Origin of the sequence: Bradyrhizobium uaiense, from assembly GCF_010811875.1 — a bacterium.
In the GTDB taxonomy this organism is placed as follows: Bacteria; Pseudomonadota; Alphaproteobacteria; order Rhizobiales; family Xanthobacteraceae; genus Bradyrhizobium; species Bradyrhizobium uaiense.
In genome coordinates this window covers 1-26050 of record NZ_VKHP01000031.1, presented here as the reverse complement: position 1 = coordinate 26050, position 26050 = coordinate 1, and the positions used below count along the sequence as shown (strand labels likewise).

Here is a 26050-nt window from a genome sequence, read left to right as displayed (position 1 = left end):
ATGCTGTGGCGATCACCTTTTGCTAGCGCCCTGCGGCGTAGCCCTGCATGCCGCGCGGGTTGGCGGCGGCGCGGCGGCGGGGGCCGACCTTCGAGGCTGCAGTGAGGCGGCCTTCCGACCAATCGGGGCCAATCTCGACCACATGGCCGCGGCGTTTCAATTCGTCGATGGTCGATTTCGGCACGCGATTTTCCAGCACCAGCACGCCGGGCCGCGAGGTGCGTGGCCAGAACGAGATCGGGAAATGTTCGGAGTGCCAGGCCGGTGCGTCGATCGCCTCCTGCAAATTGAGCTTGGCGTGCACGTGGCGCAGGAAGAACTGGGTGATCCACTGGTCCTGCTGGTCGCCACCCGGCGAACCCCAGGCGAGATACGGCTCGCCATCGCGCAGCGCCATGGTCGGCGACAGCGTGGTGCGCGGCCGCTTGCCCGGCGCCAGCGAGGCCGGGTGGTTCTCCTCCAGCCAGAACATCTGGGCGCGGCTGCCGAGGCAGAAGCCGAGCTCGGGAATCACCGGCGAGGATTGCAGCCAGCCGCCCGAGGGCGTCCCCGAGATCATGTTGCCGGCCTTGTCGATGATGTCGAAATGCACGGTATCGCCGCGCACCTCGCCGAACCGGCCGACGGTCGGCTCGCCCGCGCCCATGGCGCCGACTGCTTCGCGATGCCCTTCGGCATGTCGCAATTTGACGACGCCACCGAAGCCTTCGACCGAGCCGGGGCGGAAGTCGAGCGAAGCCTTGTCCCTTGAGATCAGCTTGCGCCGTTCGTTGTTATAAGTGTCGGACAGCAGCGTCTCGATCGGGATGTTCGTGAATTTCGGGTCGCCATAGAACGTCTCGCGATCGGCATAAGCGAGCTTGGCGGCTTCGATCTGCAGATGGATGAAGTCGGGGCCTGCGGGATCGAGCCCGTCGAGCTCAAAGCCCTTCAGCAGCGCGAGTTGCTGCAGCATCACCGGACCCTGGCTCCAGACCCCGGCCTTCTGCACGGTGTAGCGGCCATAGTCGTAGGTCAGCGGCGCTTCGATGGTCGGCTGCCAGCGCGCCATGTCGTCGGCCGACAGCACGCCGCGATGCGGCGAGCCGGAGACGTCCATCACCTCCTGGGTGCGGCAGAACTTGTCGATCGCTTCCGCGACGAAGCCCTTCGACCAGGCCTGCCGCGCGCGCTCGATCTGCGCGACGCGGTCGCCGCCGGCGCTCTCGGCTTCAGTCAGGATGCGGGTGTAAGTCTCCGCGAGCTTCGTGTTGGTGAAGATGGTGCCGGGCTTCGGCACCTCGCCGTTGGGCAGATAGACATCGGCCGAGGTGGTCCAGTATTTCCGGAACAGCTGCTCGACGGTCTTGATGGTGGCCGACGCACGCTCGACCAGCGGATAGCCGTCGCGGGCATAGGCGATCGCGGGCTCCAGCACGTCGCGCAGCCTCAATGTGCCGTAGTCGCGCAGCAGCAGCATCCAGGATTCGAACGTGCCGGGCACGCAGGCGGCGAGCAGGCCGGTGCCGGGCACCATCTCGAGGCCCTCGCTGCGGTAATGCGCGATCGTTGCCTTCGCCGGCGCCGGGCCCTGGCCGCAGATCACCTCGGTCTTGCCGCGCTTGACATCGTGCACGATGATCGGCACGTCGCCGCCGGGGCCGTTCAGATGCGGCTCGACGACCTGCAACGTGAAGGCAGTTGCCACCCCCGCATCAAATGCGTTGCCACCCTTCTCCAGCGTCGCCATGCCGACCGCGGTCGCAATCCAGTGCGTCGAGGTGACGACGCCGAAAGTGCCTTCGATCTCGGGCCGTGTGGTGAATGGATCGGGATTGACGTTGCTCATGGCTCTTCACCGTTAGGCGGTTTGTTCTTCGATTTGTTCTGGCGCGACTTGCGCGCGCGCACTTGATCACAGCCGGGCTGGTATGCCAACCGCTTGGTGGACATGGCCGCTCCCATCCGCGTGATCATGCCGGAACGGCGGCGGCCGGGCTGTTGACGGCGTGGCAGGCGACGCCGTCGATCAGTTCCGGCGCCCTCTCGCGGCAGAGATCGAAGGCGAGGGGACAGCGCGGATTGAACGCGCAGCCGGACGGCGGATCGATCGGGTTGGGAATCTCGCCCTTGACCGGGATGCGCTGGCGGCCGGACATCGCAAGATCCGGAACCGCGCCGAGCAGCATCTTCGTGTAGGGCATCCTCGGGTTCTCGAACAGTTTCCGGCCCTCGGCGATCTCGACGATGCGGCCGAGATACATCACGCCGATCCTGGTCGCCATGTGGCGGACAACCGCCAGATTGTGGCTGATGAACAGATAGGTCAGGCCGAACTTGTCCTGGAGGTCGCGCATCAGATTGAGGATCTGCGCCTGCACGGAGACGTCGAGCGCCGAGGTGGGCTCGTCGCAGACGATGAACTCGGCTTCGGACGCCAGTGCGCGGGCGATCGCGATGCGCTGGCGCTGGCCGCCGGAAAACTCGTGCGGGAATTTTTGGCCGTCGTCGGGGTGCAGGCCGACCAGCGAAAGCAATTCGCCGACCCTGGCCTTGATGTCGCGCTCCCCCTGGATCAGGTCGAAGGCGCGGATCGGCTCGGCGACGATGGCGGCGACCCGGTAGCGCGGATTGAGGCTCGCATAGGGATCCTGAAAAACCATCTGGATGCGCCGGCGCAGCCGGCGGCGCGCCTGGCCCTGCCGCGGATCGGTCATCGAGATGCCGTCGATGATGACTTCGCCCGAACTCGGCGGCAGCAGGCCGACGACCATGCGCGCAACGGTGGTCTTGCCGGAGCCGGATTCGCCGACCAGCGCAAAGGTCTCGCCGCGCTTGATGTCGAAGCTGACGCCGTCGACGGCTTTCAGAAGCTCGAGATGACCACCCTCCAGCACGCGGTTGAGCCATGGCTTCGAGACGTCGAAGACGCGGCGCAGGTTCCTGACCTCGATCAACGTCCCGCTCATGCCGCGGTCTCCTTCGCGGGCTCGAACAGATGGCAGGCGACGGATTGCGTGCCCTGCCGGATCGGCTCAGGCCGCTCGATGCAGCAGCGATCGAACGCAAACGCGCAGCGCGGATTGAACGGGCAGCCTGGCGGGATTGCCGACAGCCGCGGCATCGCGCCTGGGATCTGCACCAGGCGCTTGTCCTCGCCGGCGAGTGTCGGGATCGCGCCCATCAGGCCCTTGGCGTAGGGATGCAAGGGATTGCGCACCACCTCCTGCACCGGGCCGATCTCGGCGATGCGGCCCGAATACATCACCGCGACGCGGTCGCAGGTCTCGGCGATCACCCCCATGTCGTGGGTCACCAGCATCACCGCGGTGCCATGGTCGCGCCCGAGCCGCTTGATCAGCGCGATGATCTGCGCCTGCACCGAGACGTCGAGCGCGGTCGTCGGCTCGTCGGCGATGATCAATTCCGGCTCGGCACAGATCGCGAGCGCAATGACGACGCGCTGGCGCATGCCGCCGGAGAATTCATGCGGATAGCCGTCGATGCGCTTCTCCGGCGCGGGAATGCCGACCTCGGCCAATAGATCGATGGCGCGCCTGCGCGCGGCGCTTTCGCTTAAGTTTGTGTGGGTGCGGATGGTCTCGATGATCTGGTCGCCGATCCGGTAGAGCGGATTGAGGCTGGTCAGCGGATCCTGGAAGATCATGCCGATCCGCTTGCCCCTGACGCGGCGGATCTCCTCCGGCGGAAGATGGTCGATCCGCGTGCCCGACAGCTCGATCTCGCCGCCGGAGATGCGGCCGGGTGGATCGATCAGCCCGATCACGGCAAGGCCCGTGACCGATTTGCCGGCGCCGGATTCGCCGACCACGCCGAGCACCTCGCCCTTGGCGATGTCGAACGACACGCCGTTGATGGCGCGCAAGTTGGCGCGGCGGGTGACGAATTCCACCTCGAGGTTACGCACGGAGAGAACAGGTTGGGTCATCGGAGCTTCGGGTTGAGTGCGTCGCGCAGCCAGTCGCCGAGCAGGTTGATGGAGAGGATCAGGCCGGCAAGGGCAATGCCCGGGAAGGCGACGATCCACCATTCGCCGGCGAACAGATAATTGTTGCCGATCCGGATCAGGGTGCCGAGCGACGGCATGGTGTCGGGCATGCCGGCGCCGAGGAACGACAGCGTCGCCTCGGTGATGATGGCGAGCGCGAGGTTGATGGTGGCGATCACCAGGATCGGGCCCATCGTGTTCGGCAGCACGTGGCGGAACATGATCTTCGGCGCCGGCAGGCCGATCAGCTGCGCCGCAGCCACATAGTCCTTGTTCTTCTCGACCATGACCGAGCCGCGCACGGTGCGGGCATATTGCACCCAGAAGCTGAGGCCGATCGCGATCACGAGCACGCCAAGCGTGCTTATCTCGTCGAGCCGGTTGCCGAGCAGCGATTTGGCGACGCCGTTGACCAGCAGCGCGATCAGGATCGCGGGGAAGGTGAGCTGCACGTCGGCGATCCGCATGATCACGGTGTCGACCACGCCGCCGAAATAGCCGGCGATCAGGCCGAGGGCGATGCCGAGCGCGCCGGCGAAGACAACGCCTGCGATGCCGACCGCAAGCGAGATGCGCAGGCCGTAAAGGATCGCCGAGAGCACGTCGCGGCCCTGTTCGTCGGTGCCGAGCAGGAACGGGCTCTGGCCATCGGCGGTCCACAGCGGGGCGATCCGCGAGTTGAGCAGCTGCAGCTGCGCCGGATCGAACGGATCCTGCACCGCGAGCCATGACGCAAAGATCGCCAGCAGGAAGAACAGCAGCGTGATGGAGGCTGCGACCATCGTCAGCCTGGAGCGGCGGAACGAATAGAAGATGTCGCTGTCGAGCGCGCGCCTGACCCAGCCGGCAGGTGCCTGGTGGTCTTGCGTGCGATGGGGGACGACGGCGTCGGACATGGTTTGGTCCCTCACGCCGCGCGGCCGACGGTCGACCGCAAGCGCGGATCGACCACGGTGTAGAGGATGTCGACCACGAGATTGATGGTGACGAAGATCAGCGAGACCATCAGGAGATACGCGGCCATGATCGGGATATCGACATTCTGCACGGCCTGCACGAACAGAAGCCCCATGCCCGGCCATTGGAACACGGTTTCGGTGATGATCGAGAAAGCAATAACCGAGCCAAACTGCAGGCCGGCCACCGTGATCACCGGAACCAGCGTGTTCTTCAGCGCGTGGCCGAAATGGATCGCGCGCGTGGTCAGCCCGCGGGCGCGGGCAAAGCGGATATAGTCGGTGCGCAGCACTTCCAGCATTTCGGCGCGCACCAGCCGCATGATCAGGGTCATCTGGAACAGCCCGAGCGTGATCGCCGGCATGATGATCGCCTTCCAGCCGGAGACGGTGAGGAGCCCGGTCGACCACCAGCCGAGCTTCACCACGTCGCCGCGACCGAACGAGGGCAGCCAGCCCAAGGTCACGGCGAACAGATAGATCAGGAGGATGCCGATCAGGAAGGTCGGCAGCGAAATGCCGATCAGCGATATCGCCTGGAATAATCTGGCCAGGATGGTGTCACGGCGCAGCGCCGAATAGACCCCCATCAGGATGCCGGCCACCATCGCAAAGATGGTGGCGACGATCGCAAGCTCCAGCGTCGCCGGCATGCGCTCCGCCAGCAGCGATGAGACCGGCAGGCGGAATTGGTAGGACACGCCGAACTTGAACTGCAGCGCATTGATGAAGTAGCGGCCGAACTGCACCAGCACGGGATCGTCGAGGCCGAGCGACTGCCGGATCGAGGCGCGTTCCGCCGCCGAAGTGTCGATCGAGACGATCTGGTTCACCGGATCGCCGGCGAAGCGGAACATCGCAAACGCGATGATGCCGACGGCGAGCATGACGCCGATCGCCTGCAGGAAGCGGCGAAGAGTGAAAGCGAGCATCTCTACCTTTCACTGCTTTTGAATATTGGTGCGCGGCTTTGCGCGACCGGAAAACGCGAGGTCCCGGAAGCCTGCGCTTCCGGGACCCAATTCGCCGTAGCCACTATTCACCCTGTTTGGTCGCCCAGTACAGCAGCACCTGGTTGTCCGCGCGCTGGGTCAATTTGACTTTTTTCGACACGCCCCACACCAGCGGTTGCTGATGCAGCGGAATGTAGCCGTAATCCTTGATGACGATCTCGTAGGCCTGCTTGATCAACTGGTCGCGCTTGGCCGTGTCGCTCTCGACCAGGACCTTGTCGGTGAGCGCGTCGACTTCCTTGTTGCAATAGCCGCCGAGATTGGCCTCGCCCCGGGTGGAATCCTTCGGATCGTCGCGGCAGCCGAGGATGTCGTGCAGCACGTTGTGCGAGTCTGATGTCGCGGGGGTCCAGCCCAGCATGAAAAACGAGGTCTGGTAACCGCCGGGCTTCAGCACCTTGCCGAAATACTGCGCCTTCGGCTGCGCCAGCAGGTTCACCTTGACGCCGATGCGGGCCAGCATGCCGACCACCGCCTGGCAGATCGCGGCGTCGTTGACGTAGCGGTCGTTCGGGCAATCCATCGTGACTTCGAAGCCGTTCGGATAGCCGGCCTCGGCCAACAGCTTCTTGGCACCATCAGGATCGAGTTTCGGCCGGGTGAACTCCTTCGACAGCGGATAGAGCTCGGGGGCGATCATCAGGGTCGAGGGCGTCGACATGCCGCGCATCACGCGGGTCTTGATCAGATCGACGTCGATCGTCTTGTAGAAGGCTTCGCGGACCCTGATGTCCTTGAACGGATTCTTGCCCTTGATGTTGGAATACAGCAGCTCGTCGCGGGCCATATCCATGCCGATGAAGATGGTGCGGATCTCCGGCGCGGTCATCACGGTGGCGACGCCGCTGGAATTGACGCGCTGGATGTCCTGCAGCGGAACCGGCTCGATGACATCGACTTCGCCCGAGAGCAATGCGGCGACGCGGGTGGCGTCGGAGCCGATCGGGGTGAAGATGATCTCCTTGAGATTATGCTCGGGCTTGCGCCAATAGCCCGGAAACGCCTTGAATACGGTCTTCACACCGGGCTGATGGCTCTCGATCGTGAAGGCGCCGGTGCCGTTCTCGTGCAGCGCCGCGTAGCTCGGCGTGGTTGCAGAGGCCGGCGTCGGTGCGACCGAGTTGTTCTCCTCGCACCACTTCTTGTCCATGATGTACCAGCTATCCCATTGCGAGGTCAGGATGGGATTGGGCGAGTCCAGCGTCACGTCGACGGTGTAGTCGTCGACCTTGGTGAATTTGGCGTCGGCCGGGACGTTGCTGAGGAAGTTGGAGCCCTTGGCGCGGACGCGGTCCGCGGAAAACAGCACGTCGTCGGCGGTGAAGGGGTCGCCATTGTGGAATTTCACGCCCTTGCGCAGATGGAAGCGCCATTTGGTCGGGCTCAGCGTCTCCCAGCTTTCCGCCAGTGCCGGAATGATCTTGAGGTCCTTGTCGCGCGCGGTGAGGCCCTCATAGACGTGGGCGTGGTGCGCGATCGTCGTGGTCTCCTTCAGCGTGTAGGGATCCAGCGACTTGAGCTCGCCCTGGTTGGCATACTTCAACGTCTGGGCCGATGCCGGCAAGGCAAGGGCGACCAGTGCGACGGCCGTCGCCGCAAACAAACTCCAACGTACCGACATGTGATCCCGCGTCCCCGTTTTTGTCCGCCGGCTGCTTTGTCCGGCTGGTATTATTGATGCATGTTGCCAGAGTTTACCGGCCGCGCAAGCGCGATTTCCCAAAGGGTTAACCTGTTCGCGCGAGTGCAGCGCAATGGCCGGGATTCGAGAGTAAGCTGTCGGCACGAACGCGAGACATTCGACTTTCGGAGTGCTGCCTGTCGGTCACGGGAATGATCACCGGCGCGCCCTGTTTATGCCGGTCGCTCCAAAACGGTTTGGTTGACCATAACGGATGATTGAGGCCGACTGCCCGTTGGGGCGGGTGGGGCCGACTTGCGCAACGCACCCCGTCGCGGCGATACTGAGGTGGGTCAGGCGTATTTGAGGAGGCGGATATGAAAGTCAACGTCGAGATAGATTGTACGCCCCTCGAAGCGCGGCAGTTCTTTGGCCTGCCCGATGTGGCGCCGATGCAGAATGCCGTCATGGACAAGTTGCAGCAGCAGATGCTGTCGAACATCGATAAGATTTCGCCGGAATCGCTGATGCAGAGCTGGTTCACCTTCGATCCCAAACTCGCCGAGCGCTTCCAGGACATGTTCGTGGCGATGGCCGGCTTCGGCGGCACCAGCAAGAAGAAATAGTGACCGACATGGACAGGAGCGTTGATGGGACCGTACGCCGGTTGCGCCCGCCTAGCCTGTTCCTGATGCTGGCGGAGGCGCGCGGCGTGCTCGAACTCAATTGGAGCCTGCTGCTGTCGCCCCTGCTGATGCAGGCGCCGAAGGGCGACGGCCATCCGGTGCTGGCGCTGCCGGGCTTCCTCGCCAGCGACCTTTCGATGGCGCCGATGCGGCGCTATCTGAAGGAGCTCGGCTACGACGCCTACGCCTGGAACATGGGCCGCAATTTCGGCGGGATTTCCAGCAGGCGGGCTGCACTGCGCGACCTGCTGAAGCGGGTCCATGAAGCGTCCGGGCGCAAGGTCTCGATCATCGGCTGGAGCCTCGGCGGCGTCTATGCGCGCGACCTGGCGGCGCAGATGCCCGATCTGGTGCGCTCCATCATCACGCTCGGCAGTCCGTTCGCTGACGACATCCGCGCCACCAACGCGACCCGGCTGTACGAACTGCTGTCCGGCGAGGCGGTGGACGACATCCCCGAGATTCGCGCGGCGATCGCCGGCGACATGCCGGTGCCGGCCACCTCGATCTATTCCCGCACCGACGGCATCGTGAACTGGCGGACCTCGCGGGTGCGGTCGTCGGCGACCGCCGAGAACATCGAGGTGCATCTGGCCAGCCATCTCGGCCTCGGCGTCAACCCCGCAGCGCTGTGGGCGATCGCGGACCGGCTGGCGCAGTCGGAAGGCGAGTTCCGGCATTTTGACCGGTCGGGCCCCTTTGCCATTGCCTACCGGCCGGCAGAACAGGCACTATCCTGATCAGACGACGAGAAGCGCCGCCAAGGCGCCCGCGTGAGTAGGTTCTCGGGAGGAGATCATGAGCGACGCCAAGAAGCTGTCCTCGCTGGACGCATCGTTTCTGTATCTGGAAACGCCGGAAATGCCGATGCATGTCGGCAGCATGGCGATCTTCCGCCTGCCCGACGGCTACAAGGGCGACTTCTTCGAGGAATTCAAGGCGATGATCGCCTCGCGGCTGCACATCGCGCCGATCCTCAAGGCGCGCCTGCAGAAGGCGCCGCTCGACATCGACCATCCGTCCTGGGTCGAGGACGACCAGTTCGACATCGACCGCCACATCTTCCGGGCCAGCCTGCCGGCGCCGCGCGATCGCGCGACGCTGGAGCGCATCGTCGGCTGGATGCACGCCAAGCTCTTGAACCGCGCCCGCCCGCTCTGGGAGTTCTACGTCTTCGAAGGGATGAAGGACAACGAGATCGGGCTCTATTCCAAGATGCACCACGCCTGCATCGACGGCGGCGCAGGTGCTGCGCTGACCAGCATGATCTACGACCTGACGCCGGTGCCGCGCGAGATCGAGCCGCCGAGCGCGAAAAAGGTCGCGCAGGAGCCGCGTGATATCGCGGCCAATCTGATCGACGCCTATCAGCAGCTCTGGACCCAGCCGTTCGAGGCGGCCGCTGCCGCGCAGAAGAGCCTGGAGCTGCCGCGCTCGGGCAAGAGCGACCTCGGCTCGATCCTGTTCGACAACGCCATGTTCCAGATCGAGAGTGCGGTGAAGTTCGCAGGCTCCATGCCGACCGTCATGAAGAGCCTCTCCGACGTCGTCGCCAAGATCGCCGATCCGAGGTCGCGTGAGAACCTGCAGGCGATGGCCTCGCCGCCGACCATTCTCAACAAGGCGATCTCGTCGGAACGCAGCTTTGCCGGCACCTCGATCTCGTTGTCGCGCGCCAAGGCGCTGGCCAAGGCCTCGGGCGGCAAGCTCAACGACGTCGTGCTGGCGCTCGCTTCCGGCGTGGTGCGGCGCTATCTGATCAGCCAGGGCGCGCTGCCCAACAAATCGCTGACCGCCGGCGTGCCGATCTCGCTGCGCGAGGAGGGCAATGCCGAATCCAACAACCAGGTGTTCGGGATGATCTGCTCGATCGCGACCGACATCGAGGATCCCCGGAAGCGGCTGGAAACCATCATCGCGCAGTCCACCAAGTCCAAGGAGATGTCGCATCCGCTGCGCGCCCTGGTGCCGCAGGTGACCAACATCTCGCTGCTGGGTGCGCCGATCCTGGTGCAGATCCTGGCGCTGCTCTACAGCCGCTCCGATCTCTCCAACGTGTTGCCGCCGGCGACCAACATCACGGTCTCCAACGTGCCCGGGCCGCGGCAGACGCTGTACGCGGCGGGCGCGGAGCTGCTGCACATCTTCCCGGTTTCGATCTCGACCCACGGCGTGGCGCTCAACATCACCGTGCAGAGCTACCGCGATCAGCTCGATTTCGGCTTCATCGTGGGTGCCAACATCATTCCGCACGTCCAGGTGATGTGCGACATGCTCCCGCTCGAGTTCGATGCACTCGAGGCGGCGTTCGCTCCCCCGACCGCGGATATCAAGGGCGCGGCTGAATAGGAATTTCACGATGATCGAGATGCCACCGCTGCAGTTCGCCGAGACGAACGGCATCCGCATGGGGTTTTACGAAGCAGGCCCCAAGACCGACACGCCGCCGGTGGTGCTGTGCCACGGCTGGCCTGAACTGGCGTTCTCCTGGCGCCACCAGATCAAGGCGTTGGGCGATGCCGGCATCCGGGTGATCGCGCCGGATCAGCGCGGCTACGGCGCGACCGACCGGCCGGAGCCGGTCGAAGCCTACGACATGGAGCACCTGACCGCCGATCTCGTCGGCCTGCTCGACCATCTCAAGATCGACAAGGCGATCTTCGTCGGTCACGACTGGGGCGGCTTTGTCGTCTGGCAGATGCCGCTCAGGCATCCCACGCGAGTCGCCGGCGTCGTCGGCGTCAACACGCCGCATTGGGACCGGGCGCCGATGGACCCGATCGCGCTGTTTCGCCAGCGCTTCGGCGACCACATGTACATCGTCCAGTTCCAGGACCCGGCGCGCGAGCCGGACCGCATCTTCGGCAGCCGGGTCGAGCAGACCTTTGACGCCTTCATGCGCAAGCCGGCCGCCCGTGCGCCCGGTGCGCCGGAGGAGCAGCCGATCGCCGGTGTCGGCGCCTCGGCGCGGCTCAACCTGGCGTTCCCGCAGATGATCGCGAATTACGACGCCAAGCACGATCCGCGGACGCCGATCCTGTCGGCCGAGGAGAAGAAGGTGTTCGTCGACACCTTCACCAAGACCGGCTTCACCGGCGGTATCAACTGGTATCGCAACTTCACCCGCAACTGGGAGCGCTCGGCCGGGCTCGACCACAATGTGCGGGTGCCGTCGCTGATGATCATGGCCGAGAACGATGCGGTGCTGCCGCCTTCGGCCGCCGACGGCATGGAGCGGCTGGTGCCGGACCTCGAAAAATATCTGGTCAAGGACAGCGGCCATTGGACGCAGCAGGAAAAGCCTGACGAGGTCAGCGCAAAGCTGATCGAATGGCGCAGAAAGCGGTTTGGATAGCCGTCATCCCCGCGCAAAGGCTTCGCCTTTGCGCTGGAGGTGCGCGCCGGCTTCGGCGCGCCTCGAAGGATGAGAGGGGCAGGAAACAAGCGGCCATCCTTCGAGACGCGCGCGATGCGCGCTCCTCAGGATGACGGCGCGTAGTGAGGGGGCACTTCCGACATGGCGTCCGGCAACAGACTGAGTCCGATCCCGCATCCACCGACGAAACCGGTGGTCGGCAACATGCTGTCGCTGGATTCGACCGCGCCGGTACAGCATCTGGTCAAGCTCTCCAAGGAGCTCGGGCCGATCTTCTGGCTTGACATGATGGGGGCGCCGCTTGTGATCGTCTCCGGTCACGATCTGGTCGACGAGCTGTCCGACGAGAAGCGCTTCGACAAGGCGGTGCGCGGCTCGCTGCGCCGCGTGCGCGCGGTCGGCGGCGACGGGCTGTTCACCGCCGACACCAAGGAGCCGAACTGGAGCAAGGCGCACAACATCCTGATGCAGCCGTTCGGCAATCGCGCCATGCAGTCGTATCACCCGAGCATGGTCGATATCGCCGAGCAGCTGGTCAAGAAATGGGAGCGCCTCAACGCCGACGAGGAGATCGAGGTCGTCCACGACATGACGGCGCTGACCCTCGACACCATCGGCCTCTGCGGCTTCGACTATCGCTTCAACTCGTTCTACCGCCGCGACTACCATCCCTTCGTGGAATCGCTGGTGCGCTCGCTCGAGACCATCATGATGACCCGCGGCCTGCCGCTCGAGGGTCTGTGGATGCAGAAGCGGCGCAAGACGCTGACCGACGACGTCGCCTTCATGAACAAGATGGTCGACGAGATCATCGCCGAGCGGCGCGGCAACACCGACGTGACCGACGACAAGAAGGACATGCTGGCCGCGATGATGACCGGCGTCGACCGCGCCACCGGCGAGCAGCTCGACGATGTGAACATCCGCTACCAGATCAACACCTTCCTGATCGCCGGCCATGAGACCACCTCCGGCCTGCTGTCGTGCACGATCTACGCGCTGCTGAAGCATCCCGAGGTGCTGAAGAAGGCCTATGAGGAGGTCGACCGCGTCCTTGGTCCCGACGTCAATGCGCGGCCGACCTATCAGCAGGTGACGCAGCTCACCTACATCACTCAGTGCCTGAAGGAGGCGCTGCGGCTTTGGCCGCCGGCGCCGGCCTACGGCATTGCGCCGCTGAACGACGAGACGATCGGCGGCAAATACAAGCTGAAGAAGAACACCTTCATCACCATCCTAGTGATGGCGCTGCACCGCGATCCCTCGGTCTGGGGTCCGAACCCCGATGTGTTCGATCCCGAGAATTTCAGCCGCGAGGCCGAGGCCAAGCGCCCGGTCAACGCCTGGAAGCCGTTCGGCAACGGACAGCGCGCCTGCATCGGCCGCGGCTTTGCCATGCACGAGGCGGCGCTCGCGATCGGGATGATCCTGCAACGCTTCAAGCTGCTCGACGTGCATCGCTACCAGATGCACCTGAAGGAGACGCTGACCGTCAAGCCCGACGGCTTCAGGATCAAGGTGCGGCCGCGCGACGACAGGGATCGCGGCGCCTTCGCCGGCAGCACAGGCGCGGTTGCGGCCGCGCCGAAGGTTCAGCGCGCGCCGACCACGCGTCCCGGTCACAACACGCCGATGCTGGTGCTCTACGGCTCCAACCTCGGCTCGGCCGAGGAACTGGCGACCCGCATGGCCGATCTGTCCGAGATCAATGGCTTTGCGGTGCGGCTTGGTCCGCTGGACGACTATGTCGGCAAGCTGCCGGAGGAGGGCGGCGTGCTGATCATCTGCGCCTCGTACAATGGCGCGGCGCCCGACAATGCGACGCAATTCGTCAAATGGCTGGAAAGCGATCTGCCGAAGGACGCCTTTGCGAAGGTGCGCTACGCCGTGTTCGGCTGCGGCAACAGCGACTGGGCGGCGACCTACCAGTCGGTGCCGCGCTTCATCGACGAGCAGTTGACCAAACATGGCGCCCGCGCGGTCTATCCGCGCGGCGAGGGCGATGCACGCAGCGATCTCGACGGCCAGTTCCAGAAATGGTTCCCGGAGGCGGCGAAGGTCGCGACCAAGGAATTCGGCATCGACTGGAATTTCACCCGCACCGCCGAGGACGAGCCGCTCTACGCGATCGAGCCGGTGGCGCAGGGGGCTGTCAACACCATCGTGACGCAGGGCGGCGCGGTGCCGATGAAGGTGCTCGCCAACAACGAGCTGCAAAACAAGGACGGTGCCCATCCGTCGGAGCGCTCGACCCGGCATATCGAGGTCGAGCTGCCGGCCGGCCTGAAATATCGCGTCGGCGATCACCTCAGCGTGGTGCCGCGCAACGATCCGACCCTGGTCGATTCCGTCGCGCGTCGCTTCGGCTTCCTGCCGGCCGACCAGATCCGTTTGCAGGTCTCGGAAGGCCGCCGCGCGCAACTGCCGGTCGGCAACGCGGTGTCGGTCGGGCGGCTGCTCACCGAGTTCGTCGAGCTGCAGCAGGTCGCGACCCGGAAGCAGATCCAGATCATGTCCGAGCATACGCGCTGCCCGGTGACCAAGCCGAAGCTGATGGCCTATGTCGGCGACGACGACGCTTCAGCCGCGCGTTACCGCGCGGAGGTGCTGGCCAAACGCAAATCGGTTTTCGACCTGCTCGAGGAGTATCCGGCCTGCGAGCTGCCGTTCCACCTCTACCTTGAAATGCTGTCGCTGCTGGCGCCGCGCTATTACTCGATCTCGTCGTCTCCGGCCGGCGCGGCGCAGCGTTGCAGCGTCACCGTGGGTGTCGTGGAGGCGCCCGCAAGCTCGGGCCGCGGCATCTACAAGGGCATCTGCTCGAACTATCTGGCGCGCCGCCGCGCCGGCGACACCGTCCACGCCACCATCAAGGAAACCAAGGCCGGCTTCCGCCTGCCTGACGACAACGCGGTGCCGATCATCATGATCGGGCCGGGTACCGGGCTCGCACCGTTCCGCGGCTTCCTGCAGGAGCGCGCCGCGCGCAAGGCACAGGGCGCGACGCTGGGCCCTGCGATGCTGTTCTTCGGCTGCCGCAATCCCGGGCAGGATTTCATCTATGCGGACGAGCTGAAGGCATTCGCAGCCGACGGCGTCAATGAGCTCTACACCGCCTTCTCACGCGCCGACGGCCCGAAGACCTATGTGCAGCACCTCGTCGCCGCGCAGAAGGATCGGGTCTGGGAGCTGATCCAGAAGGGTGCGATCGTCTATGTCTGCGGCGACGGCAGCAAGATGGAGCCCGATGTCAAGGCGACGTTGACGTCGATCTATGGTGAGCGCACCGGTTCCGACGCCGATGCCGCCGCGCGCTGGATCGAGGAGATGGGAACCAGGAACCGCTACGTGCTCGACGTCTGGGCCGGCGGGTAGGCTCGGCGAATGGCGCCACAAACTCAGTGTCGTCCCGGCGAAAGCCGGGACCCATAACCACCGAAGGTGATTGTTGCGCACCGCTGGGGCCACAGCCCTCTTCAACGACTCAATCCCGTGGTTATGGTCCCGGCTTTCGCCGGGACGACGATGGGGAAAGAAACACGCCCTCAACCGCATCACCGTCGTCCCCGGCGTGAGTCACGATTTCGCATTCTCTCGGCGCTAGCTTCGCCGGCCCCGACGCCCATGTTACAAGCCGCCGCATGATTCCATGGGAAAAGATCGATACCGCGCGCATTTCCGGCACTGAAGGTGAATTGCGCCTGATGCGGCGAGGCCGCGAATTCTCGATCATGCTCGGCACCAACGAGCTGATGAACAGCCGCCTGTCAGGCTCGGAAGCCGCACTGGCGACGCTTGCTGCGAAGAAGATCGAGCAGGTCGCAAAGCCGCATTTTCTGATCGGCGGCCTCGGCATGGGCTTTACGCTGCGGGCGGCGCTCGCCGTGTTGGGGCGCGATGCGCAGATCGTGGTGGCCGAACTGGTGCCGGCCGTGGTTGCCTGGGCGAGGGGGCCGATGGCGGAGATCTTCGGCGACAGCCTGAACGATCCGCGCGTCAGCATTCAGGAGGTGGATGTCGCTGATGTCATCGAGCGCCACCCGCGCAGCTTCGATGCCATTCTCCTCGATGTCGACAACGGCCCCGAAGGTCTGACCCGCAAGGCCAATGACGGGCTTTATGATGTCTCCGGGCTCAAGCTCGCGCACAACGCATTGCGACGTGGTGGCGTGCTCGCCGTCTGGTCGTCCGGCCCGAATGCCAAGTTCCCGAAATCGCTGTCCCGGGCGGGGTTCGCGGTCAACGAAATTGCCGTCCGCGCCACCGGAAGAGGCCGCGGCGTCCGCCACGTGATCTGGATCGCGGTCAAGGAGTAGCCGGCATCGCTGTTGCGACGCAGCAAAGCCGACGGAGGCGCCCTTCGGTTCGATTGTGTTGAAAATCGGGGGCCGTTGGGTTTCACTCCGCGGCACGTGAGGCCTCGAGCCCTTGGTCGGTCGGATGCAGGCGACGTCGAATTTTGGGGTGCAGGAGACGCACGGGATTCTGGACCGCTTCCAGGCCGAATTCCGCGGCTCGAGCGAAGGGCTCGGCTGGTCGTCGGCATATGCCTCGGTGCAGCGTGAACGGCCGTTTGACGGGCACTTCCACGCGCTGTCGGACAATCTGATGGTGCTGCATCGGGGCGGCCCGGTCGACATCACCTATGTGATGGACGGCAAGTCGATAGCCCGGCACATCCCGCGCGGCGGCGTGTTCTTCCTGCCCGCGGGGCACGCCTGCAACGTGGTGCTGCGCGAGGCGCTCGAATCCACCCACATCTATCTGCGCTCCGATTTGTTCGCGGGCCGCGACGGGGCGCCGAGCCTGATCGGCGGGCTGGCGCCGATGCTCGGCGATCAGGATGCGGTGCTGGAGCATCTCGCCGCGGCGATCGGCGACACCATCACCGGCGGCCTGCCGGCCTCGTCGTTGTTCATCGATCCGATCGCGCAGGCGATCGCCAATCGCTTTGTCGCGATCAACTTCCACAAGCCGAGCGTGGAGGCCGGCAAGCATCCGAACCTGCTCAGCGCCAGGCAAATGGCGCGCATCCGCGAGTTCGTCGACGCCAATCTCGATACCGACATCCGGCTCGACCAGCTCGCGGAGCTGTGCGGCCGCAGCACCGAATATTTCGTCCGGCTGTTCAAGGCGACCAGCGGCATCTCACCCTACCAATATGTGCTCAATCTGCGAATCGAGCGGGCGAGAGCGCTGCTCGCCGACGAGACGCAGAGTCTCGCCGACATCGCGCTCGCCTGCGGCTTCTCGCATCAGGAGCATTTCACCCGCATGTTCCGCCGCTTCACCGGCGTGACGCCCGGGCGATACCGGCGCAGCCATTAGGCGCGGCGGCCGGGACGCGCGAGGGCGGCACGGCCGCGTCGTGTCCCACCGGATGATTTTTCCGGTTTTGTGCAGATTTTCTCCGGTTTCGTGCAGGCCCGGCGCGGCCGCCCGCCGCTAGCTTTCTCCCAACAAGATGAGACTGCCGGTTCGCCGGCTTGGGAGAAATGCCATGAGCACCGCGACGCCGGACGCCGGAAGCGCATCCGTCGCACTTGCAGCAGCAGCCACCGATGCCCGCCAGGGTGCCTTTGCCTATTGCTCGCAGCAATATCGCGTGGTGTTCGGCGCCGGCACCTCGGCGCGGCTCGGCGAGGAGAGCGAGCGCCTTGGCATCAAGCGGGCGCTGGTGCTCACCACCCCCGAGCAGCAGGACCTCGGACGCCGGCTCGGCGCCGGCCTCGGCGACAGGCTCGCGGGGTTGTTCGCCGGCGCGCGCATGCATACGCCGGTCGAGGGCACCAACGAAGCGCTTGGCATCGTCGAATCCCGCGACATCGACGGGTTGGTCGCGATCGGCGGCGGCTCGACGGGCGGGCTCGGCAAGGCGCTGGCGCTGCGCACTGGGCTGCCGCACATCGCGATGCCGACCACCTACGCCGGCTCGGAGATGACGCCGATCCTCGGCGAAACCGCTAACGGCATCAAGACCACGCAGCATTCCCAGGATCTGGTCCCGGACACCGTCATCTACGACGTCGATCTCACGGTCAGCCTGCCACCGCACATCTCCGCCGCCAGCGGCCTCAATGCGATCGCGCACGCCGTCGAGGCGCTTTATGCGCCAGACGCCAATCCGCTGACCTCGCTGATGGCCGAGGAAGGCATCGCCGCGCTCGCCCGCGCGCTGCCCCGCATCATGACTGCGCCTGCCGACGCCGGCGCGCGTCGCGATGCGCTCTATGGCGCCTGGCTGTGCGGCGCGTGTCTCGGCGCGGTCGGCATGTCGCTGCACCACAAGCTCTGCCACGTGCTGGGCGGCATGTTCAACCTGCCGCATGCCGAAACCCACGCGATCGTGCTGCCCCATGCGGCCACCTACAACGCGGCGGCCGCGCCTGAGGCGATGATCCGAATTGCGCGCGCATTGCGCGCGACGGATGCGCCGCAAGGGCTGTTCGACCTCACGCGCCGGCTCGCGCTGCCGCGCCGGCTTGCCGAGATCGGAATGCCCGAAGACGGCATCGCGCGCGCCGCCGAGATGGCCGTGCGGAGCCCCTATGCCAATCCAAGACCTGTGGAGCGCGTCGCGATCCAGGACCTGATCGCGGCGGCCTGGCGCGGCGATGCGCCGGCGCAGCACTGACATCTCAAGATCGAGAGGATAACACGATGGCCAATTTCAACGAGCATGATCTCACCGACGAGGTTCTTCGCAGCTTCGCCAAGACGCCGAACGCGCGGCTCAAGTTCCTCATCGAGGAGACGGTCAAGTCGCTGCACGATCTGGTGCGCCGTACCGAGCTCACCTTCGAGGAATGGAATCAGGCGATCGAATTCCTGACCCGTACCGGCCAGACCTGCACGCCGCTGCGCCAGGAGTTCATCCTGCTCTCCGATGTGCTCGGCGTCTCGATGCTGGTCGATGCGATCAATCACCGCGAGCGCGAGGGCGCCACCGAGACCACGGTGCTCGGGCCGTTCTATGTCGGCGAACACCGCGTCACGCCGCACGGCGCCAACATCTCCGAGGGCATCGACGGCGAAGTGATGTTCGTGCAGAGCCGCGTCACGGACCTTGCCGGCAAACCGCTCGTCGGCGCCGAGATCGACGTCTGGCACGCCGACGACGACGGTTTCTACGATTCGCAGAAGGCGGACTACGCGGCTCACGGCCCCTCGCTGCGCGCGCGCTTCGTCACCGGTGCCGACGGCCGCTTCTCCTTCCGCACCATCCTGCCGTGCAGCTATCCGATCCCGACCGACGGCCCGGTCGGCGATCTCATCACGACCACGAAGCGTCATCCAATGCGGCCGGCGCATGTGCATTTCCTGGTCAAGGCCGAGGGCTACGAGCCGCTGATCACCCACGTGTTCCTCGACGGCGATGAATATCTGCGCAGCGATGTGGTGTTCGGCGTCAAGGACGAACTCATCGCACGCGTCGAGCCGCGCAGTGAACCTGCGCTGCCGAACGGCGAGCGGGTCTCTGGCCCGTGGCACCTGATGACCTACGACTTCCAGATGCGGCCCGGCGCAGGCCTGGTGCCGCAGCCGATGATGGCCGCCGAATAGCGATCACAACCAACACGACGACCAGGGAGAGGAACATGACCAGCATACCTGTTGAGACCGACGTGCTTGTCGTCGGCAGCGGCCCGGCCGGCGCGACCGCAGCGGCGCTGCTCGGCATGTACGGCGTCAAGCACATCATGGTGACGAAATACGGCTGGCTCGCCGACACGCCGCGCGCCCACATCACCAACCAGCGCGCGATGGAAGTGCTGCGCGATCTCGGCCTCGAGGACAAGGCGGTGGCGCAGGCCGTACCGCAGCCTCTGATGGCCAACAACGTGTTCTGCGAGAGCCTTGCCGGCGAGGAGTTCGGCCGGCTCTACTCCTGGGGCAATCATCCCGCACGCAAGGCGGACTACGATCTTGCCAGCCCGACCCGGATCTGCGACCTGCCGCAGAATTTCCTCGAACCGATCCTGATCGAGGCCGCCGGCCAGCGCGGCACCTCGCTGTGCTTCAACACCGAGTTCGTCGATCTGGTGCAGGATGCCGACGGCGTCACCGCGACCGTGAAGGACCGCTTGTCGGGCGAGACCTACCAGATCCGCGCCAAATATCTGATCGGCGCAGATGGCGGCCGCAGCCGGGTCGCCGAAGTGATCGGGCTGCCGATGGAGGGCCAGATGGGCCGCGCCGGCAGCATGAACATCATCGTGCAGGCGGATTTGAGCAAGTACGTCGCGCACCGGCCGAGTGTGCTGTACTGGGTGTTGCAGCCTGGAGCTGAGATCGGCGGCATAGGGGCCGGCCTGATCCGCATGGTGCGGCCGTGGAACGAATGGCTGATCATCTGGGGCTACGACATCGAGCAGGGCGAGCGCAAGCTCAGCAATGACGAGGCGATCTCGATCGTGCGCAATCTCGTCGGTGACGAGACGCTCGAAGTCAACGTTCGCTCCACCTCGACCTGGACCGTAAACGAGATGTATGCCGGCCACTATTCGTCCGGCCGCGTGTTCTGCGTCGGCGACGCCGTGCACCGCCATCCGCCGACCAACGGGCTCGGCTCCAACACCTCGATCCAGGATTCCTTCAATCTGTGCTGGAAGCTGAAGCTGGTGCTGGAGGGCCACGCGGCGCCGTCGCTGCTCGAAACTTACTCTGCGGAGCGCCAGCCGGTCGGCAAGCAGATCGTGACTCGCGCCAACAAGAGCATCGGCGACTTCCCGCCGATCTTCGAGGCGGTGGGGCTCGTCGCCTCGACCGATCCCGCGGAAGCGCGCAAGGCGATTGCGGCGCGCAAGGCGCCGACCGCCGAGGGCAAGGCGCGTCGCAAGAAGCTCTATGAGGCCATCGCCAACAAGAGCTACGAGTTCAACTGCCACGGCGTCGAGCTGAACCAGCGCTATGGGTCGACCGCCGTCGTGTCCGACGGCACGCCGATTCCGGCGTTCAACAGGGATCACGAGCTCTACTATCAGGCCACGACCTGGCCCGGCGCGCATCTGCCGCATGTCTGGGTCGAGCATCAGGGCCAGCGCAAGTCGACGCTCGATCTCACCGGCAAGGGCCGCTTCACGCTGCTCACCGGGATCGGCGGCGATGGCTGGAAGATGGCCGCGGCCGCGGTCGAGAAGGCCTATGGCCTGCCGGTCGATGTCGTGACCATCGGTCCCCAGGGCTGCGATGCGCTCGACATCTATGCCGACTGGTATCGCCAGAGCGAGGTGGATGAGGACGGCTGCGTGCTGGTGCGTCCCGACATGTATGTCGCCTGGCGCGCCAGGGAGGCGGCGGCCGACGCCACCGACGTGCTGCTCGACGTGTTCGGCCAGATCCTCGGTCGCAGTGCGCAAGCGAAGTCCGTCGGCGCCGCGTGATGCGGCACGGCGCCGGCAATCCTTTTCAGAACGAAATGAAACGGCAGCCGGCATGCAACCGGCCTGCCTCAAGGGAGGGGAAAATGAGCAAGGATCAATTGAACGGAATGTCTTTCGATCGCCGCCGCGTGCTGCAAGGTATTGCCGGTGGTTTTGCCGCCGCCGGCAGCACGACGTTGTTCGCGCCGGCCGTGCGGGCCGCCAACAAGCCGATCAAGATCGGCTATGTCTCGCCGAAGAGCGGCCCGCTCGCGGCCTTCGCCGAAGCCGACGACTTCGTGCTCGGCGAATTCCGAAGATTCATCAAGGATGGCGTCAAGGTCGGATCGCAGACCTATCCGGTCGAAGTCGTGACAAAAGACAGCCAGTCGAATCCGAACCGCGCCGCCGAGGTCGCCAAGGAGCTGATCACCCGCGACAATGTCAGCCTGATCGTGGTCGGCGCCACGCCCGAGACCAACAATCCGGTGGCGACGCAGTGCGAGCTGGAGCAGGTGCCGTGCATCTCCTCGGTTGCGCCGTGGCAGACCAACTTCATCGGCCGCCAGGCCAACCCCGGCGATCCCAAGAGCTGGAAGCCGTTCGACTACACCTTCCACTACTTCTGGGGACTGGAAGACGTGATCGGCGTCTTCACCAGCATGTGGAGCCAGGTCGCGTCCAACAAGTCGGTCGGCGCGCTGTTTCCGAACGATGCCGACGGCAACGCCTGGGGCGACACCACGATCGGCTTCCCGCCGGTGCTGGCCAAGCAGGGCTTCAAGCTCACCGATCCCGGCCGCTTCCAGAATCTCACCGACGATTTCAGCTCGCAGATCGCAGCATTTCGCGGCGCCGATGCCGAGATCATCACCGGCGTGATCATCCCTCCCGACTTCACCACGTTCTGGAACCAGTCGCGGCAGAAGGGGCTGAAGCCGAAGGTCGTGTCGGTCGCCAAGGCGCTGCTGTTTCCGGCGTCGGTGCAGGCGCTCGGCAAGGGCGGCAACAACATCTCGACCGAGGTGTGGTGGACACCGACGCATCCCTACAAGTCGAGCCTCAGCGGCGTCAGTGCCGCGGAGCTTGCCAAGGGATATGAGCAGGCCTCCGGCAAGCAGTGGACCCAGCCGATCGGCTTCGTGCATTCGCTGTTCGAGGTCGCGATCGACGGAATCAAGCGAGCCAGCGACCCGAGCGATGGCGCAGCGCTGGCGAAGGCGATCGGAGCCACAAAGTTGGACACCATCGTGGGCCAGGTCGCATTCGGCTCGAGCGCCGTGCCGCCGTTCGCCGCGAAGAACATCGCCAAGACGCCGCTGGTCGGCGGTCAGTGGCGGCTCAACGGCGACAAATACGACATGGTGATCACCGACAACAGGCTGGCGCCGCAGATCCCGCTCGGCGGCGACATGCAGGCGCTGAGCTAGCGCACGCGTTCCAGGCAGATTGTTCATCGGAGATGCGCGGCACCCCGCGCATCTTCCCGACGCTAATTCTTGCGGTGAGCGGACATGCTCGAACTCCATTCCGTCTCGAAGACGTTCGGTGCCATCGTCGTTGCCGACGCGATCGATCTGACGCTCCTGCCCGGCGAGGCACTGGGCGTGATCGGGCCGAACGGCGCCGGCAAGTCGACGCTGTTCAACCTGATCACCGGACTGTTGCGGCCGAACTCCGGCCGCATCGTGCTCGACGGCGTCGACATCACAGGTCTCTCTCCCGAGGCACGCTGCCGGGCCGGCATCGGGCGCTCATTCCAGATCCCGCAGCCGTTCGACCATCTCTCGGTGTTCGAGAACCTTGCAGTCGCCGCGCTGTTCGGCGGCGGCCTCTCGGAGGCCGACGCCGTCCAGCATTGCGGCCGCATGCTGGATCTCACCGGCCTCGAAGCCAAGGCCAATCGGCTTGCCGGCAGCCTGCCGCTGCTCGATCGCAAGCGCCTCGAGCTGGCGCGGGCGCTTGCCACCAAGCCGCGTACGCTATTGCTCGACGAGATCGCAGGCGGCCTCACCGATGCCGAATGCCACGAGCTGGTCGAGACGATCAGAACCATCCATGCCGAAGGCGTCGCCATCATCTGGATCGAACATGTGGTGCACGCACTGCTCGCGGTGGTGCAGCGGCTGGTCGTGCTGAACTTCGGCAAGGTAGTCGCGCAGGGTGTGCCCACTGAGGTGATGCGCTCGCGCGAGGTCGAGACGATCTACATGGGGGTGCCGGCATGACCGCGCTGCTCAATGTCTCCGCCCTCGATGCGTTCTATGGCGACTTCCAGGCGCTGTTCGGGATCGATTTCGAGCTCGATCAGGGCGAGGCGGTCGCGGTGATCGGCGCCAACGGCGCTGGCAAGTCGACCATGCTGAAGTCGCTGGCGGGTCTCGTGAAGAACCGCTCCGATGCGATCCGCCTTGGTGGACGGGCGATCGGCGATGCGTCCGCCGCCAGCATCGTCCGGCTCGGCCTCGCCCTGGTCCCGGAGGGCCGCCAACTGTTTCCCTCGCTCAGCGTCGAGGAGAACCTCCTGATCGGTGCCTATGGCGGCGAACGCAGCACGCCTTGGGATCTCGCCGCGGTCTATCGCATGTTTCCAGTGCTCAGGGAGCGGCGGCGCGGCGCCGTCACGGCGCTGTCCGGCGGCCAGCAGCAGATGGTGGCGATCGGCCGCGCGCTGATGTCGAACCCACAGGTGCTGCTGTGCGACGAGATCAGCCTCGGCCTCGCGCCGATCGTGGTGGAGGACATCTACCGCATGCTGTCGCAGATCCGTGCCGGCGGCACCGCCGTCGTGCTGGTCGAGCAGGACATCGCCCGCGCGCTACGGGCTGCCGATCGCTTCTACTGCTTGCAGGAGGGGCGAGTGACGCTGAGCGGACGGCCAAAGGATGTGGGTCAGGACACGATCCGCTCGGCCTATTTCGGAGCATGAGGGAGCGATGAGCGGGTTCGACACCATCATCGAAGGCGTGCTGCTCGGCGGCGTCTATGCGCTGTTCGCGCTCGGCCTGTCGCTGATCTTCGGCATCATGCGCCTGGTCAATCTGGCGCATGGCGATCTGATCCTGCTCGCCGCTTATCTGGTGCTGAGCGCCACCACGGCGCTCGGCCTGCCGCTGGCGGCCGCATCTCTGCTGGCCGTCGCCGTGATGTTCGTGCTCGGCTTCGTGCTGCAACGGCTGGTGCTGGAGCGGGTGCTGGGCGACGACATCCTGCCGCCGCTGCTCGTCACCTTCGGCCTGTCGATCGTGATCCAGAACGGGCTGCTGCTCGGCTACGGTGCGGACAGCCGCCGGCTGCAGGCAGGCGCCTTCGAATCCTCGTCGGTGACGCTGGCCCCCGGCCTGAGCGTTGGCCTCGCGCCGTTGACGGCGCTGGTGACGGCGATCGCCGCCGTCACGCTGCTGCAACTGATCTTCTATCGCACCTCGCTCGGCCGCGCCTTCCGCGCCACCGCCGACAATCCGGCGATCGCGCAATTGATGGGCGTCAACGAGCGCAACGTCTACGCCATCGCGGTCGGGCTGTCGCTCGCTGTCTCGGTGATCGCCGCTGTCGTGTTCGGCATCCGCGCCAGCTTCGATCCGTCGATCGGGCCGGCACGGTTGCTCTATGCGTTCGAGGCCGTCATCATCGGCGGCCTCGGCAGCCTGTGGGGGACGCTGGCGGGCGGCATCGTGCTCGGGCTCGCCCAGGCGATCGGCGGGCGGATCAATCCGGAGTGGCAGATCCTCGCCGGCCATCTCACCTTCCTTGCGGTGCTGATGGTGCGGCCGCGCGGCCTCTTCCCGGCGAGGCGGACATGAGCGTCGAGAGCATCGATATGCCGGCAAGCCGGGAGCAGCGCACGGTGGAGGCGCCGGTCTGGCAAGTTCGGGTTGGAACGCGCCTGTCGCGCGTTGCGGCCGTGGCCGGCATCGTGCTGGTGGCGGTGCTTGCCGCGCTGCCCGCGTTCGCCTCGCGCAATTTGATCCAGGATCTGATCTTCGTCCTCACCATGCTGACGCTGGCGCAGCTCTGGAACGTGCTGGCCGGGTGGGGCGGGCTGGTGTCGGTCGGGCAGCAGGCGTTTGTCGGGCTCGGCGCCTATGCGCTGTTTGCCGGCATCGTGATGGCGGGGCTCGATCCCGTGGCGGCGATCCCCCTCGCCGGGCTGTTCGCAGCGGTGATCGCAGCGGTGCTCGGGCCGCTGCTGTTCCGCTTGGAAGGACCGTATTTCGCGATCGGCAGCTGGGTTGCCGCCGAAGCGCTGCGGCTGATCTGCGCCCAGTTCAAGTCGCTCGGCGGCGGCACCGGAATGTCGATTTCACCGAGCGAACTGTCGCAGATGTTCGGGTTGAAGGCGGTGCAGGCGCTGCTTGGCCTGCGTCCGGCGGCCGCGCGCGACGTGCTGGTCTACTGGCTTGCGCTCTTGCTCGCGGTGCTGGTCACGCTCGGCATCTACGCCTTCATGCGCTCGCGCCACGGCCTCGCGCTGGCGGCCAGCCGCGACAACGCCGCCGCGGCACGTAGCGTCGGCGTCCGCACCGGGCGGATTCGCCATGTGCTGTGGATCGCGGTTGCCTTCGCCACCGGGATGGTCGGCGCGGTGGTCTATCTGCAGAAGGCGCGGATATCGCCGGACGCTGCCTTCAGCGTCACGGACTGGACTGCGTACGTGATCTTCATCGTCGTGATCGGCGGCGTGCGCACCATCGAAGGGCCGATGGTCGGCGTGCTGCTGCTGTGGGGGCTCGTCACTTATCTTGCCCAGTATGGCAGCCTCTATCTCGTCGTGCTCGGGACGCTCGCCATCCTGATCATGCTGTTCATGCCAAGGGGCGTGTGGGGCGCGGCAGCGCGGCGCTGGCAGATGCAGCTATTCCCGACACAGCGCTGGCTCGGCCGCAGCCGCTAGTGCATGATGAATTAGGCTTGAACGGCGCTGCGAAGGAACTGTGCTCCCTCTCCCGCTTGCGGGGGAGGTCGCATGTCGCATCGCATCGAAGATACGATGCGGGTGGGGGCTTTCTCCACGAGTCGCATCGTTGATACAGCCCCCACCCGCATCC

21 protein-coding genes are annotated in these 26050 nt (G+C 65.5%); 15 read left to right on the top strand and 6 right to left on the bottom strand.

The genetic code is table 11. The features are described from left to right. Positions 1–22: 22 nt before the first annotated feature. From FNJ47_RS10595 to FNJ47_RS10570, 6 genes are all read right to left on the bottom strand, one after another. On the bottom strand, positions 23–1828 hold the full coding sequence (locus FNJ47_RS10595) for a gamma-glutamyltransferase family protein (protein WP_163153025.1): 1806 nt from the start codon (positions 1826–1828) through the stop codon (positions 23–25). A gap of 124 nt (positions 1829–1952) precedes the next feature. Continuing rightward, positions 1953–2948 (bottom strand): ABC transporter ATP-binding protein, encoded by a 996-nt coding sequence (locus FNJ47_RS10590; protein ID WP_163153024.1) that lies wholly within the window; start codon positions 2946–2948, stop codon positions 1953–1955. Next, the gene (locus FNJ47_RS10585) at positions 2945–3928 is read right to left on the bottom strand and encodes an ABC transporter ATP-binding protein (RefSeq protein WP_163153023.1); all 984 of its coding nucleotides are present in this window, start codon (positions 3926–3928) and stop codon (positions 2945–2947) included. Before FNJ47_RS10585 ends, FNJ47_RS10590 begins: the two co-directional genes overlap by 4 nt. Further along, complete coding sequence (locus FNJ47_RS10580) at positions 3925–4884, bottom strand: ABC transporter permease (protein WP_163153022.1); 960 nt, start codon at positions 4882–4884, stop codon at positions 3925–3927. Before FNJ47_RS10580 ends, FNJ47_RS10585 begins: the two co-directional genes overlap by 4 nt. Positions 4885–4895: 11 nt before the next feature. After that, on the bottom strand, positions 4896–5876 hold the full coding sequence (locus FNJ47_RS10575) for an ABC transporter permease (protein ID WP_163153021.1): 981 nt from the start codon (positions 5874–5876) through the stop codon (positions 4896–4898). A gap of 103 nt (positions 5877–5979) precedes the next feature. After that, on the bottom strand, positions 5980–7578 hold the full coding sequence (locus FNJ47_RS10570; RefSeq protein ID WP_163153020.1) for an ABC transporter substrate-binding protein: 1599 nt from the start codon (positions 7576–7578) through the stop codon (positions 5980–5982). Between the two features lie 377 nt (positions 7579–7955). Here FNJ47_RS10570 and FNJ47_RS10565 point away from each other — a divergent pair, with 377 nt between their 5' ends. The 15 genes from FNJ47_RS10565 to FNJ47_RS10495 all read left to right on the top strand — a co-directional run bounded on the left by FNJ47_RS10565 (position 7956) and on the right by FNJ47_RS10495 (position 25896). Continuing rightward, entirely contained in the window at positions 7956–8204 is a 249-nt protein-coding gene (locus tag FNJ47_RS10565; RefSeq protein WP_163153019.1) for a DUF6489 family protein, read from the top strand. A gap of 8 nt (positions 8205–8212) precedes the next feature. Beyond that, positions 8213–9004: an esterase/lipase family protein gene (locus tag FNJ47_RS10560; protein WP_163153018.1), complete on the top strand. Its 792-nt coding sequence runs from the start codon at positions 8213–8215 to the stop codon at positions 9002–9004. Positions 9005–9062: 58 nt separating this feature from the next. Further along, on the top strand, positions 9063–10613 hold the full coding sequence (locus tag FNJ47_RS10555; RefSeq protein ID WP_163153017.1) for a WS/DGAT/MGAT family O-acyltransferase: 1551 nt from the start codon (positions 9063–9065) through the stop codon (positions 10611–10613). Positions 10614–10623: 10 nt separating this feature from the next. Then, positions 10624–11619: an alpha/beta fold hydrolase gene (locus FNJ47_RS10550; protein ID WP_163153016.1), complete on the top strand. Its 996-nt coding sequence runs from the start codon at positions 10624–10626 to the stop codon at positions 11617–11619. 162 nt (positions 11620–11781) lie between these two features. Next, positions 11782–15015, top strand: a complete 3234-nt coding sequence (locus FNJ47_RS10545) for a bifunctional cytochrome P450/NADPH--P450 reductase (protein ID WP_163153015.1) — start codon at positions 11782–11784, stop codon at positions 15013–15015. Positions 15016–15281: 266 nt separating this feature from the next. Beyond that, positions 15282–15956 (top strand): spermidine synthase, encoded by a 675-nt coding sequence (locus FNJ47_RS10540; RefSeq protein ID WP_163153014.1) that lies wholly within the window; start codon positions 15282–15284, stop codon positions 15954–15956. A 148-nt stretch (positions 15957–16104) separates the two neighbouring features. Continuing rightward, positions 16105–16968, top strand: a complete 864-nt coding sequence (locus tag FNJ47_RS53880; protein WP_163153013.1) for a helix-turn-helix domain-containing protein — start codon at positions 16105–16107, stop codon at positions 16966–16968. A gap of 172 nt (positions 16969–17140) precedes the next feature. After that, complete coding sequence (locus FNJ47_RS10530; RefSeq protein ID WP_163153012.1) at positions 17141–18274, top strand: maleylacetate reductase; 1134 nt, start codon at positions 17141–17143, stop codon at positions 18272–18274. A gap of 26 nt (positions 18275–18300) precedes the next feature. Then, a complete protein-coding gene (locus FNJ47_RS10525; RefSeq protein WP_163153011.1) occupies positions 18301–19203 on the top strand; it encodes an intradiol ring-cleavage dioxygenase in 903 nt (300 codons plus the stop codon). Positions 19204–19238: 35 nt separating this feature from the next. Further along, positions 19239–21023 (top strand): FAD-dependent oxidoreductase, encoded by a 1785-nt coding sequence (locus tag FNJ47_RS10520; protein WP_163153010.1) that lies wholly within the window; start codon positions 19239–19241, stop codon positions 21021–21023. An 83-nt stretch (positions 21024–21106) separates the two neighbouring features. Next, the gene (locus FNJ47_RS10515; protein WP_430649370.1) at positions 21107–22432 is read left to right on the top strand and encodes an ABC transporter substrate-binding protein; all 1326 of its coding nucleotides are present in this window, start codon (positions 21107–21109) and stop codon (positions 22430–22432) included. An 84-nt stretch (positions 22433–22516) separates the two neighbouring features. Beyond that, positions 22517–23230, top strand: coding sequence for an ABC transporter ATP-binding protein (locus tag FNJ47_RS10510; protein WP_163153009.1), 714 nt, complete (start codon positions 22517–22519; stop codon positions 23228–23230). After that, positions 23227–23931 (top strand): ABC transporter ATP-binding protein, encoded by a 705-nt coding sequence (locus FNJ47_RS10505; RefSeq protein ID WP_163153008.1) that lies wholly within the window; start codon positions 23227–23229, stop codon positions 23929–23931. The genes FNJ47_RS10510 and FNJ47_RS10505 overlap by 4 nt, the downstream gene beginning before the upstream one ends. Positions 23932–23938: 7 nt before the next feature. Then, positions 23939–24805, top strand: coding sequence for a branched-chain amino acid ABC transporter permease (locus tag FNJ47_RS10500; protein ID WP_163153007.1), 867 nt, complete (start codon positions 23939–23941; stop codon positions 24803–24805). Further along, on the top strand, positions 24802–25896 hold the full coding sequence (locus FNJ47_RS10495; protein ID WP_235999805.1) for a branched-chain amino acid ABC transporter permease: 1095 nt from the start codon (positions 24802–24804) through the stop codon (positions 25894–25896). The genes FNJ47_RS10500 and FNJ47_RS10495 overlap by 4 nt, the downstream gene beginning before the upstream one ends. Positions 25897–26050 lie beyond the last annotated feature (154 nt).

Bases quoted from the DNA above. Each gene is read 5' to 3' on its own strand.
- FNJ47_RS10595 (WP_163153025.1), bottom strand. From the start codon at position 1,828: ATGAGCAACGTCAATCCCGATCCATTCACCACACGGCCCGAGATCGAA.
- FNJ47_RS10590 (WP_163153024.1), bottom strand. From the start codon at position 2,948: ATGAGCGGGACGTTGATCGAGGTCAGGAACCTGCGCCGCGTCTTCGAC.
- FNJ47_RS10585 (WP_163153023.1), bottom strand. From the start codon at position 3,928: ATGACCCAACCTGTTCTCTCCGTGCGTAACCTCGAGGTGGAATTCGTC.
- FNJ47_RS10580 (WP_163153022.1), bottom strand. From the start codon at position 4,884: ATGTCCGACGCCGTCGTCCCCCATCGCACGCAAGACCACCAGGCACCT.
- FNJ47_RS10575 (WP_163153021.1), bottom strand. From the start codon at position 5,876: ATGCTCGCTTTCACTCTTCGCCGCTTCCTGCAGGCGATCGGCGTCATG.
- FNJ47_RS10570 (WP_163153020.1), bottom strand. From the start codon at position 7,578: ATGTCGGTACGTTGGAGTTTGTTTGCGGCGACGGCCGTCGCACTGGTC.
- FNJ47_RS10565 (WP_163153019.1), top strand. From the start codon at position 7,956: ATGAAAGTCAACGTCGAGATAGATTGTACGCCCCTCGAAGCGCGGCAG.
- FNJ47_RS10560 (WP_163153018.1), top strand. From the start codon at position 8,213: ATGGACAGGAGCGTTGATGGGACCGTACGCCGGTTGCGCCCGCCTAGC.
- FNJ47_RS10555 (WP_163153017.1), top strand. From the start codon at position 9,063: ATGAGCGACGCCAAGAAGCTGTCCTCGCTGGACGCATCGTTTCTGTAT.
- FNJ47_RS10550 (WP_163153016.1), top strand. From the start codon at position 10,624: ATGATCGAGATGCCACCGCTGCAGTTCGCCGAGACGAACGGCATCCGC.
- FNJ47_RS10545 (WP_163153015.1), top strand. From the start codon at position 11,782: ATGGCGTCCGGCAACAGACTGAGTCCGATCCCGCATCCACCGACGAAA.
- FNJ47_RS10540 (WP_163153014.1), top strand. From the start codon at position 15,282: ATGATTCCATGGGAAAAGATCGATACCGCGCGCATTTCCGGCACTGAA.
- FNJ47_RS10530 (WP_163153012.1), top strand. From the start codon at position 17,141: ATGAGCACCGCGACGCCGGACGCCGGAAGCGCATCCGTCGCACTTGCA.
- FNJ47_RS10525 (WP_163153011.1), top strand. From the start codon at position 18,301: ATGGCCAATTTCAACGAGCATGATCTCACCGACGAGGTTCTTCGCAGC.
- FNJ47_RS10520 (WP_163153010.1), top strand. From the start codon at position 19,239: ATGACCAGCATACCTGTTGAGACCGACGTGCTTGTCGTCGGCAGCGGC.
- FNJ47_RS10515 (WP_430649370.1), top strand. From the start codon at position 21,107: ATGAGCAAGGATCAATTGAACGGAATGTCTTTCGATCGCCGCCGCGTG.
- FNJ47_RS10510 (WP_163153009.1), top strand. From the start codon at position 22,517: ATGCTCGAACTCCATTCCGTCTCGAAGACGTTCGGTGCCATCGTCGTT.
- FNJ47_RS10505 (WP_163153008.1), top strand. From the start codon at position 23,227: ATGACCGCGCTGCTCAATGTCTCCGCCCTCGATGCGTTCTATGGCGAC.
- FNJ47_RS10500 (WP_163153007.1), top strand. From the start codon at position 23,939: ATGAGCGGGTTCGACACCATCATCGAAGGCGTGCTGCTCGGCGGCGTC.
- FNJ47_RS10495 (WP_235999805.1), top strand. From the start codon at position 24,802: ATGAGCGTCGAGAGCATCGATATGCCGGCAAGCCGGGAGCAGCGCACG.